This is a genomic window from Algibacter mikhailovii, assembly GCF_014651495.1.
In the GTDB taxonomy this organism is placed as follows: domain Bacteria; phylum Bacteroidota; class Bacteroidia; order Flavobacteriales; family Flavobacteriaceae; genus Algibacter_E; species Algibacter_E mikhailovii.
Genome location: NZ_BMWZ01000001.1, coordinates 375,299 through 390,949, shown reverse-complemented (window position 1 = coordinate 390,949; position 15,651 = coordinate 375,299). Strand labels below are relative to the sequence as shown.

General features: G+C 35.6%; 13 protein-coding genes. 12 read left to right on the top strand and 1 reads right to left on the bottom strand.

What is annotated here, in order from left to right; all coding sequences use genetic code 11:
* The first annotated feature begins 59 nt into the window (after positions 1–59).
* From IE051_RS01745 to IE051_RS01700, 10 genes are all read left to right on the top strand, one after another.
* Positions 60–1,046, top strand: a complete 987-nt coding sequence (locus tag IE051_RS01745) for a 2,5-dihydroxypyridine 5,6-dioxygenase NicX family protein (protein WP_189358875.1) — start codon at positions 60–62, stop codon at positions 1,044–1,046.
* Between the two features lie 2 nt (positions 1,047–1,048).
* Entirely contained in the window at positions 1,049–2,308 is a 1,260-nt protein-coding gene (locus tag IE051_RS01740) for a purine-cytosine permease family protein (RefSeq protein WP_189358873.1), read from the top strand.
* Complete coding sequence (locus IE051_RS01735) at positions 2,305–3,252, top strand: arginase (protein ID WP_189358871.1); 948 nt, start codon at positions 2,305–2,307, stop codon at positions 3,250–3,252. The genes IE051_RS01740 and IE051_RS01735 overlap by 4 nt, the downstream gene beginning before the upstream one ends.
* A 577-nt stretch (positions 3,253–3,829) precedes the next feature.
* Entirely contained in the window at positions 3,830–5,284 is a 1,455-nt protein-coding gene (locus IE051_RS01730) for an arginine decarboxylase (protein ID WP_189358869.1), read from the top strand.
* Positions 5,285–5,286: 2 nt separating this feature from the next.
* Positions 5,287–6,225: an agmatinase gene (gene speB / locus IE051_RS01725; RefSeq protein WP_189358867.1), complete on the top strand. Its 939-nt coding sequence runs from the start codon at positions 5,287–5,289 to the stop codon at positions 6,223–6,225.
* A complete protein-coding gene (locus tag IE051_RS01720; RefSeq protein WP_189358865.1) occupies positions 6,212–7,189 on the top strand; it encodes a deoxyhypusine synthase family protein in 978 nt (325 codons plus the stop codon). Before speB ends, IE051_RS01720 begins: the two co-directional genes overlap by 14 nt.
* An 18-nt stretch (positions 7,190–7,207) precedes the next feature.
* Entirely contained in the window at positions 7,208–7,501 is a 294-nt protein-coding gene (locus IE051_RS01715; RefSeq protein WP_189358862.1) for a hypothetical protein, read from the top strand.
* 627 nt (positions 7,502–8,128) lie between these two features.
* Positions 8,129–8,797, top strand: a complete 669-nt coding sequence (locus IE051_RS01710; protein ID WP_189358860.1) for a hypothetical protein — start codon at positions 8,129–8,131, stop codon at positions 8,795–8,797.
* Positions 8,798–9,016: 219 nt separating this feature from the next.
* Positions 9,017–9,991, top strand: a complete 975-nt coding sequence (locus IE051_RS01705) for a DUF1214 domain-containing protein (RefSeq protein ID WP_189358857.1) — start codon at positions 9,017–9,019, stop codon at positions 9,989–9,991.
* A gap of 332 nt (positions 9,992–10,323) precedes the next feature.
* Positions 10,324–11,049 carry a FadR/GntR family transcriptional regulator gene (locus IE051_RS01700; RefSeq protein ID WP_189358856.1) on the top strand — a complete coding sequence of 242 codons (726 nt, stop codon included), beginning with the start codon at positions 10,324–10,326 and terminating at the stop codon, positions 11,047–11,049.
* A 20-nt stretch (positions 11,050–11,069) separates the two neighbouring features.
* Here the strand turns inward: IE051_RS01700 and IE051_RS01695 are convergent, their stop codons facing one another.
* A complete protein-coding gene (locus IE051_RS01695) occupies positions 11,070–11,780 on the bottom strand; it encodes a ribonuclease activity regulator RraA (RefSeq protein ID WP_189358855.1) in 711 nt (236 codons plus the stop codon).
* Between the two features lie 247 nt (positions 11,781–12,027).
* Here IE051_RS01695 and IE051_RS01690 point away from each other — a divergent pair, with 247 nt between their 5' ends.
* A complete protein-coding gene (locus tag IE051_RS01690; RefSeq protein ID WP_189358854.1) occupies positions 12,028–13,299 on the top strand; it encodes a bile acid:sodium symporter family protein in 1,272 nt (423 codons plus the stop codon).
* 18 nt (positions 13,300–13,317) lie between these two features.
* Positions 13,318–15,630, top strand: coding sequence for an alginate lyase family protein (locus tag IE051_RS01685; protein ID WP_189358853.1), 2,313 nt, complete (start codon positions 13,318–13,320; stop codon positions 15,628–15,630).
* Positions 15,631–15,651 lie beyond the last annotated feature (21 nt).

Below are 15,651 nucleotides of genomic sequence, written 5' to 3'. Positions count from 1 at the left end.
TAATGTTAAAACATATTACTGCAAGGCATGAACGTTTTTCCAAAACATTAATGGAAACAATGTTTCAGATTAAACCTGGGGAAACCGTAGCAATTACAGCCGATTTTGGTACCGATACAGCCATTATTGATGCCTTATTTATGGCAACTCAAAATGCAGGAGGACTTCCAATAATATTGCGAATTCCAAAAGCAGAAAACGACAGTCAAGCGGGTATGAAAGATTGGCCTTCTAAGGCCATTACTGCAGCATTGTGTCAAGCGGATGTATGGATTGAGGCAAATTCTGTGGTTTTATTGTATTCAGATATCTGGGAAACAGCCATGAAAAACAATAAAAAGTTACGTTATTTAATTATTGCAGATAGTTCTATTGAATCTTTAGATCGTGTATTCACAGGTTTTGATATTCAGAAACTTAAAAAATTTCTGGTAAAAATCATTAGTCTTTTAAAGAGCACACATCACATTAGAATTACCAGCCAAAATGGAACAGATGTAACGTATGAATTAAATCCGAATTATTTATTAGATTATGATGATGGTGACTTTTCTAAACCTAAATTTGGAACAGCACCTGGTTTTGTTAATATTGTTCCTAAAATTGGGAGTATGAACGGCACCATTGTATTTGAGCATTTACAACATGCTGAAGCGTTTAATAATTTAAGGTTTATAATGAAAAATGGTAGTATTAGTGATGTTCAAGGCAGTAAAGGAGCTGAAGACTTTAAAGCCTATTTAAGCACATTTGATGATGAAAATATGTATAAAGTTTCTCATAATATGCTCGGGTTTAATCCGAAAATCAATAAAATAACAGGTGAACTGGTGGAAGATGAGCGTATCTGGGGTGGTGTTGATTTTGGGTTTGGACATACTAGTCCAATGGATATGCCACCCTTCGGCCAACAAGCCAAATCTCATTTTGACGGGGTAGTGGCGAAAACAAGTATATATTTTGATGATGTCCAAATAACGGATAATGGCGCTGTTTGCCATTCAGAATTAAAGGCTCTGGCCAATACGCTTATAACCGACAATTAATTATGTCCGAGAGCCAAGATCAATACGCAACTACCAAGGTACAAGCAAAAGATTTTATGTCGGGATGGCTCGTGGCATTAATTATTGCTGGAACGGGACTCTCGCTTCCCACATTATATCTTGGCTCTGAAATCGCCTTAGGACTGGGTTTAAAACAAGCTTTGATTGCTTTTGGCGTATCTACCTTGGTACTCACAATAATGTGTATGGCAACAACCTTAATAGGTAATCGTTCGCGCTTATCCACTTACATGATATTGCATTTCAGTTTTGGTGCAAACGGTGCTAAAATTGTAAACTTCATTTTTGGAGTGACTCTAGTGGGATGGTTTGCTGTAGCTTTAGAATTGCTGGCTATAGCTATAAAAGACACCGCCTTAAGTGCCTTTAAGTACACCATTTCCCAGGAACTTATTATTATAATATCCAGTTTACTTATCACAATAACAACGGTGTATGGAATTAAAAGTATTCAGAAATTAGCCAATATTGCCATTCCAATTTTAACTGTTTTTTTAATCTACATTCTATTTCTTACGCTAAATGAATTAGACTCAGTATCTCAATTATTTAATTATGTACCTAATAGGAGCGACATGACACTCTTTCAAGCCACATCAATCTTGGTAGGTGCAGCCATTTTGTTTCCGGTTCTTATGGCAGATTTTTCAAGGTTTATTAAAACAGATAAACAGAGCTTAATTGCAGTATTGGGTATAGCTATAGGCACACCATTGGCATTGGTTTTAAGTGCTATTCCATCCATTCAAACTGGAGAAGTCGATATTATAAAGATTATGAGTGCATACAATCTTGTCATTCCTGCGTTCGTTTTATTGTTTATTTCCACATGGGTTACCAATGCCACTAACTTGTATTCGGCAACACTCACGTTCTCAACCATCAATGAAAAATGGTCATTTAAATATGTTGCCATTGCAGCAAGCATTGTAGGAACCCTATTGGCTATGCTTGGATTCTCTTCATTTTTATTCACCTTCTTAGAATATCTAGGGGTATTAGCGCCATCAATTTCGGCTATATATATTATTCATTTTTTCTTTATTAGTAAACAACATTATGATTTAAAAGCTATTGGAAGATGGAAATATGATGCCTTATTAAGTTGGATAATAAGTTCAATAATTACACTATTTACATATCAGGAAGTCTTTCAAATTACACATGCCTATTTTTTAGATTCGTTCATATTAGGAGGTGTTATTTATATGTTCTTAAATCGCAAAGTTATCGCCTTATGAAAAACATAAGACTTATTAAAAACCGTTCAGATATTGGCGCTGGCACTAGAGGTGCAGACATGGGTATTGATGCCATGGAAATTGCAGCAATAAATATAGAAAATGATTTTTTTAATAGAATACCTGCTGTAAATGTTAAAACACATAACGAAACCATTTACAATAAGGTGACTCAGTCTTTTGCTAAGCGTATTGGTTTTGTGGTAGAGCAATGTAATCGGATTGCAAATACGGTACAAGAAGTTCTTCAAAACAAGGAGTTTCCTTTGGTGTTATCCGGTGATCATTCTTCGGCATTAGGCACCATTTCAGGATTTAAAGCAGCCAACCCAAATGCAAAATTAGGTATTGTTTGGATAGATGCCCATGCCGATTTACATTCGCCCTATACATCACCATCAGGAAACGTTCATGGTATGCCTCTTGCGGCAGCCTTGCAAGAAGATAATATGGACATGCGTATTAATGCGCTAGATAAAGACACCATTAACTCCTGGAATCAATTAAAAAATATTGGTACAACTGCGCCTAAATTTCTTCCAGAACATCTCATTTACTTTGGTGTTAGGGATACTCAAGCAGCTGAAAACGCACTTATTGAAACTAAAAACATTAAAAACTATGCCGTATCTGAAATGAGATATAGGGGCATAGATGTTTGCCTCAAAGAAGCAACAGAGAAACTATCAGAATGTGATGCCATTTACATAACATTTGATGTGGATAGCTTAGATTGTGATTATGTTTCCAGAGGAACCGGCACACCAGTGTCCTTTGGATTTAGACCGGATGAAATCAAGCATATCATTACCGCCTTTTTAAAAACGGATAAAGTAGAATGCATGGAGTTTACAGAGGTCAACCCTTTGCTAGATAATAAAGCAAATAAAATGGCCGAAACGGCTTTTGATGTTTTAAACGCTTGTTTTAATGATTTCAAATAGATTTTTTTATGTAATGGGCTAAGACTAATATCAATTAGGAAATTAGCTTATCAAGAAATCTTTCACTGAAAATTAAATCTTAAAAATGTATTATATTGTTCTTTGTGCAGAGCAGAGCATTTTAAATAGTCTTTTTGACTATTCTAGTGCAATAGTCATCTATCACTTCATGAGCTCCGGTTTTTTAATATAGCTAGGCGCGTTTTCAATTTTTATATGATGGGTTTGCAAGCCAGTGAAATATATTTGGAAAGGCCATAAAAAAAATTCAATTATTCAGTTTTTTATATTTTATTTGTAATACAAAAGCTTTTATCATAGGAGCTTTTAGCTGAACAAATTGAAAACTGTTTATAAGTTCGGTCTTTTGAAAATTAGGAAGTCATATTCAAAAGAAACTTACGGAGTAAGGTACCGAAATTTAAAGCTAACTTCCGTTATAAAAAATATATCTACGCCGTATAATTTGTGTTTTGTACCCAAAGCACAATATCAAATTATGATTTGATTTTAAGTTATTAATTCTTTAAGGAAGGCATACCTGCTTTCGCGTTTTAATAACTTTTATCCTTTTATAATGAATACAAAATATATTGATTTAATCAATCAAACGTTTGATTTTCCTCAAGAAGAATTCCACCTCGAGGACAATCACTTACGCTTCCATGATATAGACCTGAATACATTGATTGAAACTTATGGAGCACCATTAAAATTCACCTATTTACCACAAATTTCTAATAATATAAATAGAGCTAAACATTGGTTTCAAAAAGCAATGGTAAAGCACAATTACCAGGGGAATTACCAATATTGCTACTGTACAAAAAGCTCTCATTTTAAACATGTTTTAAATGAAGCTTTAAAAAATGACATCCATATTGAAACGTCATCGGCTTTTGATATTAATATCATAGAAAACCTTAAAGAAGAAGGTAAATTAAAAAATAACGCATTTGTACTCTGCAATGGATTTAAAAGAGCGCAATACATTACAAACATTGCTCGACTAATCAATAATGGACACCTAAATTGTATTCCAATTATTGATAATTATGAAGAGATTGATTTACTGTCTCAAGAGGTTAATGGTAAATTCAATATTGGCATTCGTATTGCTTCAGAAGAAGAACCCAAATTTGAGTTTTACACTTCACGATTGGGAATTGGATACAAAAACATTGTCCCATTCTATAAAAATCAGATTCAGAATAATGAGAAGGTAGCGCTTAAAATGTTGCACTTTTTTATCAATACAGGCATACATGATAATGCCTATTACTGGAATGAATTAACCAAGTGTTTAAAGGTATATACCAATTTAAAAAAGATTTGTCCGAGCCTAAACAGTTTGAATATTGGCGGCGGATTTCCAATAAAAAATTCTTTAGCATTTGACTTTGATTATGAATACATAGTGGACGAAATAGTGAATCAGATCAAATTAACCTGTGCAGAAGAAGGTGTTGATGTTCCAGATATTTTCACCGAGTTTGGCAGTTTTACAGTAGGAGAGAGCGGGGGAGCAATTTATGAGGTTTTGTATCAAAAGCAGCAAAATGACAGAGAAAAATGGAATATGATAAACTCTTCATTCATCACCACACTTCCGGATACTTGGGCTATTAACAAGCGTTTTATCATGTTGCCAATAAACCGTTGGAAAGACACCTATGAACGCGTATTATTAGGTGGTTTAACCTGTGATAGTGATGATTATTACAACAGTGAACAACACATGAATGCTATCTATTTACCAAAATATCATAAAGATAAACCCTTATATATAGGTTTTTTTAATGTTGGCGCTTATCAAGAATCTATAGGAGGTTATGGCGGGTTACAACATTGTTTAATACCAACGCCCAAGCATATTTTAATTGATAAAGATGCTCATGGCAATATCACCACACAATTATTTAGAGCACAACAAAAAAGTGAAGACTTGCTTGAAATTTTAGGCTATGGTAAAAAGCCTGAAACGCAAACGAAACAAAATGTAAATACCGAATTACAATTAGCAGACCAATAAAAATGAAAACAAAAACTTATGCTGGAATTCCAGAAGAATTTGCAAAATTAGAGAACTCAAAAATTGTATTGATACCAGTACCTTATGATGGTACAAGTACATGGCAAAAAGGGGCAGACAAAGGTCCAGAAGCCTTTTTAGAAGCTTCTAAAAACATGGAACTGTATGATATAGAAACAGATTCTGAAGTATACCAACAGGGTGTGTTTTTGGCGGATGCTATAACAGAAAATGCATCGCCCGAAGCCATGGTGGAAGCCGTACATGAGCTCACAAAAAAATACATTAAGAAAAATAAGTTTGTCACCATTTTTGGAGGCGAGCATTCTATCTCTATTGGTACCATTAGAGCATTTAATGAATTGTATCCGAGCTTAACCGTTTTACATATGGATGCGCATGCCGATTTGCGAAAAAGTTATGATGGTAGTTCTTGCAATCATGCTTGTGCGGTTTATGAAGCAAGTCAGACCACAAATTTAATACAAGTCGGAATTCGATCTATGGACGTCATGGAAAAAACCGTTATGGATACAGATAAAACCTATTTTGCTCATGACATGGCCGTTGATGATAACTGGATGGATTCGGCCATTGACCAAATGACAGATAATGTATTCATAACTTTTGATTTGGATGCGCTTGATCCATCAATTATGCCAAGTACCGGAACTCCAGAACCAGGTGGTCTATTTTGGTATGAAACATTAGATTTCTTAAAGCAAGTGTTTGAAGAAAAAAACGTGGTAGGTTTTGATATTGTTGAATTATGTCCGAATACAAAAGACAAGTCCTCAGATTTTCTTGCTGCAAAATTGTACTATAAAATGCTAAGCTATAAGTTTCAAAATGAAGATTCTGAAGATGATTATGATAATACTAATGTCAGTTCAAAACAAAAAATAAACCATTCAAAATTTGATGATGATGAAAACTACTAAAGGACCAATTTCTCAATTTATTGAAAGCCATTACCTGCATTTTAATGCGGCGACTTTAGTTGATGCTGCCAAAGCTTATGAGACCCAATTAAATGCTGGAGCAAAAATGTTGGTGTCTTTGGCGGGAGCCATGAGTACAGCCGAATTGGGCAAAAGTTTTGCCGAAATGATTAGGCAGGATAAAGTGCAAATAATTTCTTGTACAGGCGCTAATCTGGAAGAAGATATTATGAATTTAGTAGCCCATTCACACTACAAACGCGTGCCTAATTATCGGGATTTAACACCTCAAGATGAATGGAAATTACTCGAAAAAGGATTAAACCGTGTAACAGATACCTGTATACCGGAAGAAGAAGCTTTCAGACGTTTGCAGCAGCACATTTATAAAATATGGAAAGACGCAGATGACCAAGGAGAACGGTATTTACCGCACGAATACATGTATAAAATGTTATTGTCTGGCGTGTTAGAAGAATACTATGAAATCGATTTAAAAGATTCATGGATGTATGCCGCAGCCGAAAAGAATTTACCCATAGTTTGCCCAGGTTGGGAAGACAGTACCATGGGAAATATTTTCGCAAGTTATGTGCTTAAAGGAGAATTAAGGGCCAGCACCATGAAATCGGGAATAGAATACATGACATTTTTGGCAGATTGGTATACAGATAACTCCGACAATGGGATAGGTTTCTTTCAAATAGGAGGAGGCATAGCGGGAGATTTTCCCATTTGTGTGGTGCCCATGTTATATCAGGATATGGAGCGCACAGATACACCTTTTTGGAGTTACTTCTGCCAAATAAGCGATTCTACAACCAGTTATGGCTCGTATTCTGGAGCTGTGCCTAACGAAAAAATTACCTGGGGCAAACTGGATATCGATACCCCTAAATTTATAATTGAGAGTGATGCCACCATTGTAGCACCATTAATATTTGCCTATTTATTAAACCTGTAACTAAATCAACTAAAAACCATGATACGTAAAATTGTAGAATACCAAAAACTGAATACTGATATTTTAAATCTTCTAATTGATAAATTTCCTGATGGCTATGACGATTCAGATATTATTTCATTTAGAAATGCTCAAAATGAGGTCATAGAGGCTGTTGAAGTAAAAACAGAAGATACCATATACCTTGTGAAAGTGGGCAAACGCTTAGTTCAAGCCATGGAAGATTTTGATTCTACAGATGCATCAGATAAAGAAGAGGCTCCAGAGATGGCAGAAGATTTATCGGATGACTTCGATGAGGATTTAGACTAAATTTATAAAACTTATTTCACCTTGCACTGCCTGCGCAATTGTGGCAGAAATCCAAGTATTTTACCTTTATATATGGGGCTGGTACCCCATAGGGAAGCTCTCATTGTTTTCCGATTTTACACGTAAAGCCCTGCTAAATGAAGCTTTTAAGGTGAAGAAGAACAGGAGGTTCTGCTTGTTCCAGTAACTCTAGTGAACCTTCTCATGTCATATCCTCGATAACATCTCATGAGGCCATTGCACTGGGTTCATTTCGTTTGGGGATAAGCAAATACACAACACCACAGGACATTGACACAGTTGCAGTAGGTATAATTAAAGCGGTTAGAAAACGAAAGAATACGTTGATTATACAGCACCATTGCGTTAAACTTGTAGGAAACTTTGTCGGTTAATTCATTTAAATATCTATATTTGATTGAAAGGGAAGAAGACCTCTCATAATCCTCTCAAAATCAATAAGTAAAAAATCAGCGCGATTATAAACGAATCGCACTGATTTTTATCATTGAATACGTTCAAGAATAGAATTAGATTTGACAAAATGAATTAAGTATTAACTTATATCTGATCGGGATAAATGGATAGAATATCTTGATATAACGAGTTGGCAACAATACCAAAATTATGAAATGGGAATGGAAAGAAGGTAGTGTATTAAACAATTACAATGAAAATACGCCTTGTAAAGAAATATTTAGGGCTATATGCGATGAAATTGCTGAATATTATATTCCTAAAGGCTGGAAATATGCAAGATCGCGCCCAAAAATCACTCTAAAAAATACCAAAATAAAATTTGAAATAGCATTTTGGTCTAGTGGTAGTAATACCCCAGGAGAATGGGTGAATTTAGAAATAATACCATCATTCGCCTCAATTGAATTAAAGAATCATTTAAAAGAGCGAGGAATAGATTCGTATGGATATATGCGTTTCCCAGAGTTTTATCAGCTATCTGAAAATATAAAAAAGGGAGAAGAACATGTAATTCGTATTTTAGACAAACCCATAAGACGAGAAAGTCGTTACGATGAAAAAAGCGGTGTTTTGATTCATAGCAATAATGTTAATGTTTACGGAATTACAACCGACGATTTCGAACAAATAATTGAATTTATAGAAATCAATATAGTTGCGTGGATTAAATGGGCAGATGATTACGAAAAAGTCAAAACATTTGCTCAAAACTCTCTTTCAGCTTATCGTGAAAGAATGGTAGTTGGAGATTTTATGCATTTCGTTAGATTTAAATTTCCCGAAAAGGAAAATGAAATATTAAGAATATTAGAATAGTACAGTTGCCAACAACGTATAAAATTAATTGCTTATTTTAGGCTTAAACAAAGGTAGTTGCGCTTTTGTTACGTCTGATTTTCCTTCGGAAAATCCTCGCACACATAACCGCAACTAATCTTATACATAAACGTTGGCAAACATTAATCAATAATAATACATAGAAAAATGAAACTATTTAATCGTATTTTAATAGGAACACTTGCATTAGGAATGTTGATGTCCTGCAACTCTATTGGGAAAAAAGATTCAAATCAATCAACAAATGAAAAGTCCTCTCCAATAATTGTAACTCAGGAAAATTTCCCTACCGCCTACAGCTATTTGCGTATGGGAGCGATCGTAGAGAGAGCAGGTGGAGTAAATAAGCTTATTGAAATGCCTAGGCCGAGTAGTAATCCGAAAGAGCAGCTAGTAGTAAGAATGAATAGAGATACTTATTATTCATCTGCAGTTATGGATGTGTCAGAAGATGCTTTTATTACCATTCCAGAGACAGAAAGATATGTAAGTATTCAAATTATTGATGAAAATCACGAAACCCAACCTATGATCTATGGACCCGGAAAACACAAGATTACTGCAAAGACCGAGCATGCCTTTGTGATAGTAAGGGCTCTTGAAGACAATGCCAGAAGAAACCTCTTAATAGAAGCAGAGAGTAACAAGCCTTTTGTTATGAAGGAATGGGATATGGAAAGCTTCAAAGAATTGGAAGAAGAAGGAAATGCTGTATTCGTTAAAGGCTATGACCAATCCAAAGCTTTTGGAAGTAAAGAAACAGGCCAAACAACCTATATGAATTATATTGGCGCAGCCGGTGGATGGGGTGGTGCCATGGTGGTTGATAATATTTATCAATCAACTGGTTACCTGGATATCGAAGGGTGTTATGAAATGACTTTCCTAGATCCAATGGACAAATTCTTTTGGTCTATCACTGTTTATAATGCCAATGGTTATATGTTTAATGATGTGGCTAATGTTTCTAGTGAACTTGATCCGGACATCAACGAAGATGGATCAATCACTGTTCGATTCGGTTGTGATAATATGCCAAACAATATTCCTATAAGAGAAGGAAATACGACCGGGAAATTTAATGTAATCATGCGCCACTACGGACCTAGCGATGAAGTACGCAATAATGTTGAGGGCTACAATGCAACAAAATTTATTAAAAAGGTAAATTAAAGATTAACCTGTTGTGTTTTGGTTTAGTGATAGTTTCAAATGGATAACGTGTGCTAACAAGGTGTCATACGTAATGGCGATTAAGTATAATAAATTAAGGTTTGTGGCTAGTATAAAAACCTTCTCTGTTTGATAGTGAACAGCTCTGAAGTTCGCCACTACACATACACTAACCGTTGTCCAATATTTAAAAAGGATTAAAAATTAAAGTTACACAGATCAGCCTTTTACGATGCGGTTCTATGCGTATAGTGGAATGCCCATGAATTGAATACAACCTCTAAAATCTTTTCAAAGGAATTTACTATATTGCAATTAACGCAAAGGGAACTATGAATATAAAAATAAGGCCAAAGAATTCAGTTAAATTGGCAGATCAATTGCATGATCAACTGCTAGATTGGATAATTTCTGGAATCTTAAAAGAAGGGGATAAGATACCTTCTGAAAATGAGCTTTGTAAATCATTTCAAGTGTCTAGGCCTATTGTTAGAGAGGCTATTTTAAAATTGCAAGAAGAAGATTTGGTGGCTACTAAAAAAGGCATTGGGACCTTTGTGTTAGATAGCCCTTTAAAAGACCTCAGTAAGTATGTATCAGCTCAAGATGTTTCCGATATATTAGAAAGCCATGAAGTTAGGATTGCACTAGAAGCAGAGTCTGCGGCTTTGGCTGCATTGCGCCGGTCTCCAGAACAGCTAGTAGTGATTAAAAATGCACAATTAGCCATGCGTAAAGACTTTGAAGAGTCAAATTTATCCATTCAAGCAGATTACGAGTTTCATATTGGAATAGCACAAGCCACTAATAATGACATATTTGTGCAATTGTTAGAAAACCTTCATATTGGATTGCGTAAGACTATGGCTATTGGTCAAGAATTATCTCGAGAACGTGTTAAAAGTAAAATCTCTCCAGAGAGAAATAATCAAGTCTTAGAAGAGCACCAAAGAATAATTGATGCTATTGAAATTCAAGATCAAGAGGCGGCTAGATTTGCCATGCGTTATCACATTTCAAAAATTAAGCAACGCATTATGGATGTTCAAACCGAATAGACGATAATTTATGCCTAGGGTTACTGTTCGTTTTCAGCTTTCCAATTTTCAAAATCTTTAATATTGTCTTCAGAGGTTAATGGATAGAGTCCAATAATTGGTCGGCCTTCCAAAACTTTCTCTGTAACGTAAGCTTCATAACTTTCCATTTTATTGGCTTCTTCAGCAACTTTGTCCGCAAGATGTGCTGGTATGACCATGACCCCATCATCATCGCCTACAACAACATCTCCGGGAAAAATGGCTACATCACCACATCCAATAGGAACATTGATATCTAAAGCTTGATTCAGCGTTAAGTTTGTAGGTGCTGTAGGTGTTTTGTGAAACGACGGAAATGGGAGTTTTGCAATTATACCGGAGTCTCTAAATCCGCCATCAGTGACTACCCCAGCTGCACCCCGCACCATAAGTCTAGTAACTAAGATTGACCCTGCAGAAGCGGCTCTGGCCGATTTTCTACTATCCATGACTAAAACAGCACCTTCTGGACATTGCTCCACGGCCACGCGTTGCGGATGCTTAGGATCTCTAAAAACCGTGATGGGATTTAAATCTTCTCGTGCTGGTATATAACGTAGAGTGAAAGCTTCACCTACCATATTGGGTTTCCCAGAGGCTAGGGGCTTAACCCCCTGAATAAACTGATTTTTTAAACCTAATTTGTATAAAATGGTAGCAATTGTAGGCGTGCTGGTTTTTAGTAACTGTGCTTTAGTAGAAGGTGTCATGCTTAAAATGAATTTTAACGTTCGCTAAATGAATTCAAAACAACATGTAATTAATGATTACATCTGTATAATTTTGAATGCCATACAAACTATATTATTGACAATAATACGCATTTTATACGAAATATCAAGAGGCAATTATGTGTTTTTTGTTTAACCTGTTAAAATATATTACAAGTAGCTTGGTTTTGATGTCTTTATTTAGTTAATTTGCTTTCAGTAATCATATAAATATTGAAATATCAGTATGTTATCAAAATTAATTTTAGGAATAATACTCACAATATTTATAATTACACTGGGTTTAATTGTTACTGGAAATACGGCTTCTGCAGGATTACCCATGTTAGCTGGTTTTATTGGTTTAGCGCTCTATGGCTATGTAAATAGTACATTCAAACCCATGTCTTTCACATTTTGGGTGTTTGCCTTTTTAATTGCCGCCATGTATTATCCGTTCCTGTTTACTCATTGGGGTTTTAATACCAAAGTATTGGTAATTCCTATGCTTCAACTTATTATGTTTGGCATGGGAACCAAGTTAAGTGTGAGCGATTTTAAAGCGGAATTAAAGCAGCCTAAAGGCATTATTCTAGGAGCTATAATGGCGTTTACCATTATGCCTATACTTGGTTTGTTGGTGGTTAGTATGTTTGATTTTTCTCCAGAAATAGCGGTAGGCATTATACTTATTGGTTGTTGCCCTGGAGGGGCTGCTTCTAATGTTATGGTGTTTCTAGCAAAGGGAAATGTTGCCTTATCGGTAAGCGTAACAACCATAACAACAATTATTACACCTATTGTGACGCCACTTTTAATGAAATTATTGGCAGGTCAATTTATAGAGATTTCATTCCTGAAAATGATGCTATCTAGTTTTAATCTAATTATAGTACCTATTGCGGCTGGTTTGGTATGTAACAAGATATTATATGGCAATGTCCCTTGGTTGAAAAAAGACAGCCATGTTTTAGGTATTGTATTACTTGTGGTCCTGCTACTTCTCGTGGTAATTTCGGTGCCCTTTCCAGAAGGCCTAAGCATTTTAAAACCAGGATTAATTTTAGGATTGGTTTTAACGGCCGTGGTATCACTAACCAAAGTGTTGGTTAAAAGGTTTAACGGGCCAGAGGATTGGATGGATAGAATCTTGCCAAGCCTATCGATGTTCTCTATTTTATTATTCGTCACCATTGTTGTGGCCTTAAATAGAGATAAATTGTTGGCCGTAGGCTTATTGCTTGTTGCGGCTTCTGCAATACATAATACCTTAGGCTTTATTCTTGGATACTATGGAAGTAGGGCTTTGGGATTATCAATTCAGGATAGTAGAACGTTATCTATAGAAGTTGCGCTCAAAAATGGTGGTTTAGGCATGGGGTTGGCTCTAGAGGCTTTGGGAAGCGCCAATGCGGCTTTAGCGCCTATTGTTTTTGGAAAATGGATGAATATTTCAGGATCTGCAATAGCAAATTACTGGCGAGATAAACCTATACATAATGCGTCCAGTGTTGAATAAAAAATAATGTATCATTATATGTTTGAAGCAAAAATTCACAATACAATACACCTGTTTCTGGTGCTGTTGATTATGGTAGCCACTACAGCTTGCCAAGATCAGCCAAAGGTTGCTTCAGATGGTAATGCTCTTTTAGAACATCCCAACTTAGTTTCCACGGCAAAGGGTATGGCCCTAATTAAAAATAATTTAGGTAAATATCCATTGATTGATCATTCAATCCAAGACATGAAAGGTGATGTGGATGCTGAAATTTTGAAAGCAAAGGACTTTCCAATACCTAAAGATCCTTCGGGAGGGTATACCCATGAAAAACATAAGAGAAATTATTTAACAATGTACCGTGCAGGTATGTTGTTTCAGGTTTTAGGCGATGCGAAATATGGAAATTATGTAAAAGATATGCTGTTAGGTTATGCTGAATTAATCCCAACGCTTGGACTGCATCCAAATGGAAAATCATATTCTCCGGGAAAACTATTTTGGCAAGGCCTCAATGATGCTATGTGGTTAATTCATGTTGCTCAAGCCTATGATTGCGTGTATTACTTATTTACTGATGAAGAAAGAGCACGCGTAAAACAAAACGTACTTAAAAATATGGGCGACTTTTTATCTGTTGGCTCTCCAAAAATGTTTAACAGAGTGCACAACCATGGCATTTGGTTGAATGCAGCCGTAGGATTAACAGGGTATGTTTTGAAAGATGATGTGTTGATAAAACGAGCGTTGTATGGGGCTGAAATAGATAAAACATTAGAAACCTTCAAAACCGTAGATTATAATGACCCCGCTTTAAAGGGGTTTGATGAAAACAGACCTGCAGGGTACTACATGCAATTGGATAATTTGTTTTCTCCTGATGGTTTTTTTACAGAAGGACCTTATTATCAAAGGTTTTCAATTTGGCCATTTATGCTGATGGCGCAAGCCATTGAAAACAACGATCCTAGTATTAAAATTTTTGAATACCGCGATGCCATTTTGAAAAAAGCGTTGTACACCGCCTTACAACTATCCTATACAGATGGTGCGTTTTTTCCTTTTAATGATGCTTTAAAAGGTATGGATTTTACTTCGCCAGAATTAACTTTAGCGCTAGATATTGTTTACCAGAATTATGATGAGGATCCGCAATTATTAGATGTTGCCATCAAGCAAAATCAAGTGGTATTTAGTGAAGGCGGTTTTAAAGTAGCGAAACATGTATCAGAAAACAAGGCCATACCTTTTACTTGGAAGTCTATAAATTTAGGTGATGGTGCTGATGGTAAACAAGGTGGTGTTGCGATTTTAAGATCGGGACCTTCCTCAGACCAATTGTGTCAAATTATGCGATATACATCGCATGGCTTAGCCCATGGGCACTATGACAAACTGGGTCAAGCTTTATACGATAATGGCAATGAAATTTTACAAGATTATGGTGCATCACGTTGGGTCGCGGTCATCACAAAACGAGGCGGGCGGTATTTACCTGAAAACACCACTTGGGCAAAACAAACCATAGCGCATAATACGCTTGTTGTTGACGAAAAGTCTCAATTCAATGGTGATATAAATGTCTCGTCAAAATACCATTCTGAACTGTACTTTTATGATGACTCTCAAGATACTCATCAGGTTATAAGCGCAAAAGAAAACAATGCCTATCCTGGCATACAAATGCATAGAACCTTTGCAATGATTACAGATAGCAGACTTTTAAAACCTTTTGTGTTAGATATTTTTAATATAAAATCGGATTTAAAACATCAATTAGATTTGCCGTTTCATTACAAAGGGGAAATTATGAATATTACATTTGACCATAAAGTCATGACAAATCAATTACAACCTTTAGGTGATAAAAATGGATACCAACATTTATGGCTTTTAGGTAAAGGAAAAACAAAGGATGCTCAGGCCAAGTTTACCTGGTTAAATGATGGCAGATTTTATACCATAACGACAATAGCCGACAGTAATACCGAATTTCTATTATGCAGGCTAGGGGCTAACGATCCAGAATTCAATTTACGTCCGGACCCTTCATTTATAATTCGACAAAAAGCGGCTAAAAACCATACTTTTGTATCTATAGTAGAACCACATGGCTCAAAAAGTTTAACTAGGGAAATTGTTACAAATCCATATGGTAGTATTAAGACATTAGAAATTGTGTATCAAGACGCCAATTATATAGCGGTTGATGTACTTGTAGATACTGAAAAATTGAAAGTCATTCTAGCGTTAAATGATAACGATTCGGAAAAAGAACATGATTTAATCATTGCGGATAAATCGTATCAATGGCAAGGTCCATTTATGAAAGTGTTTCAAAGCGAGTAGAACATAAAACTGTTGTTATAT

What these genes read in the sequence shown, in the direction of transcription:
- IE051_RS01745 (WP_189358875.1), top strand. Translation starts at nt 60, where the DNA reads ATGTTTCAGATTAAACCTGGGGAAACCGTAGCAATTACAGCCGATTTT.
- IE051_RS01740 (WP_189358873.1), top strand. Translation starts at nt 1,049, where the DNA reads ATGTCCGAGAGCCAAGATCAATACGCAACTACCAAGGTACAAGCAAAA.
- IE051_RS01735 (WP_189358871.1), top strand. Translation starts at nt 2,305, where the DNA reads ATGAAAAACATAAGACTTATTAAAAACCGTTCAGATATTGGCGCTGGC.
- IE051_RS01730 (WP_189358869.1), top strand. Translation starts at nt 3,830, where the DNA reads ATGAATACAAAATATATTGATTTAATCAATCAAACGTTTGATTTTCCT.
- speB (WP_189358867.1), top strand. Translation starts at nt 5,287, where the DNA reads ATGAAAACAAAAACTTATGCTGGAATTCCAGAAGAATTTGCAAAATTA.
- IE051_RS01720 (WP_189358865.1), top strand. Translation starts at nt 6,212, where the DNA reads ATGAAAACTACTAAAGGACCAATTTCTCAATTTATTGAAAGCCATTAC.
- IE051_RS01715 (WP_189358862.1), top strand. Translation starts at nt 7,208, where the DNA reads ATGATACGTAAAATTGTAGAATACCAAAAACTGAATACTGATATTTTA.
- IE051_RS01710 (WP_189358860.1), top strand. Translation starts at nt 8,129, where the DNA reads ATGAAATGGGAATGGAAAGAAGGTAGTGTATTAAACAATTACAATGAA.
- IE051_RS01705 (WP_189358857.1), top strand. Translation starts at nt 9,017, where the DNA reads ATGTCCTGCAACTCTATTGGGAAAAAAGATTCAAATCAATCAACAAAT.
- IE051_RS01700 (WP_189358856.1), top strand. Translation starts at nt 10,324, where the DNA reads ATGAATATAAAAATAAGGCCAAAGAATTCAGTTAAATTGGCAGATCAA.
- IE051_RS01695 (WP_189358855.1), bottom strand. Translation starts at nt 11,780, where the DNA reads ATGACACCTTCTACTAAAGCACAGTTACTAAAAACCAGCACGCCTACA.
- IE051_RS01690 (WP_189358854.1), top strand. Translation starts at nt 12,028, where the DNA reads ATGTTATCAAAATTAATTTTAGGAATAATACTCACAATATTTATAATT.
- IE051_RS01685 (WP_189358853.1), top strand. Translation starts at nt 13,318, where the DNA reads ATGTTTGAAGCAAAAATTCACAATACAATACACCTGTTTCTGGTGCTG.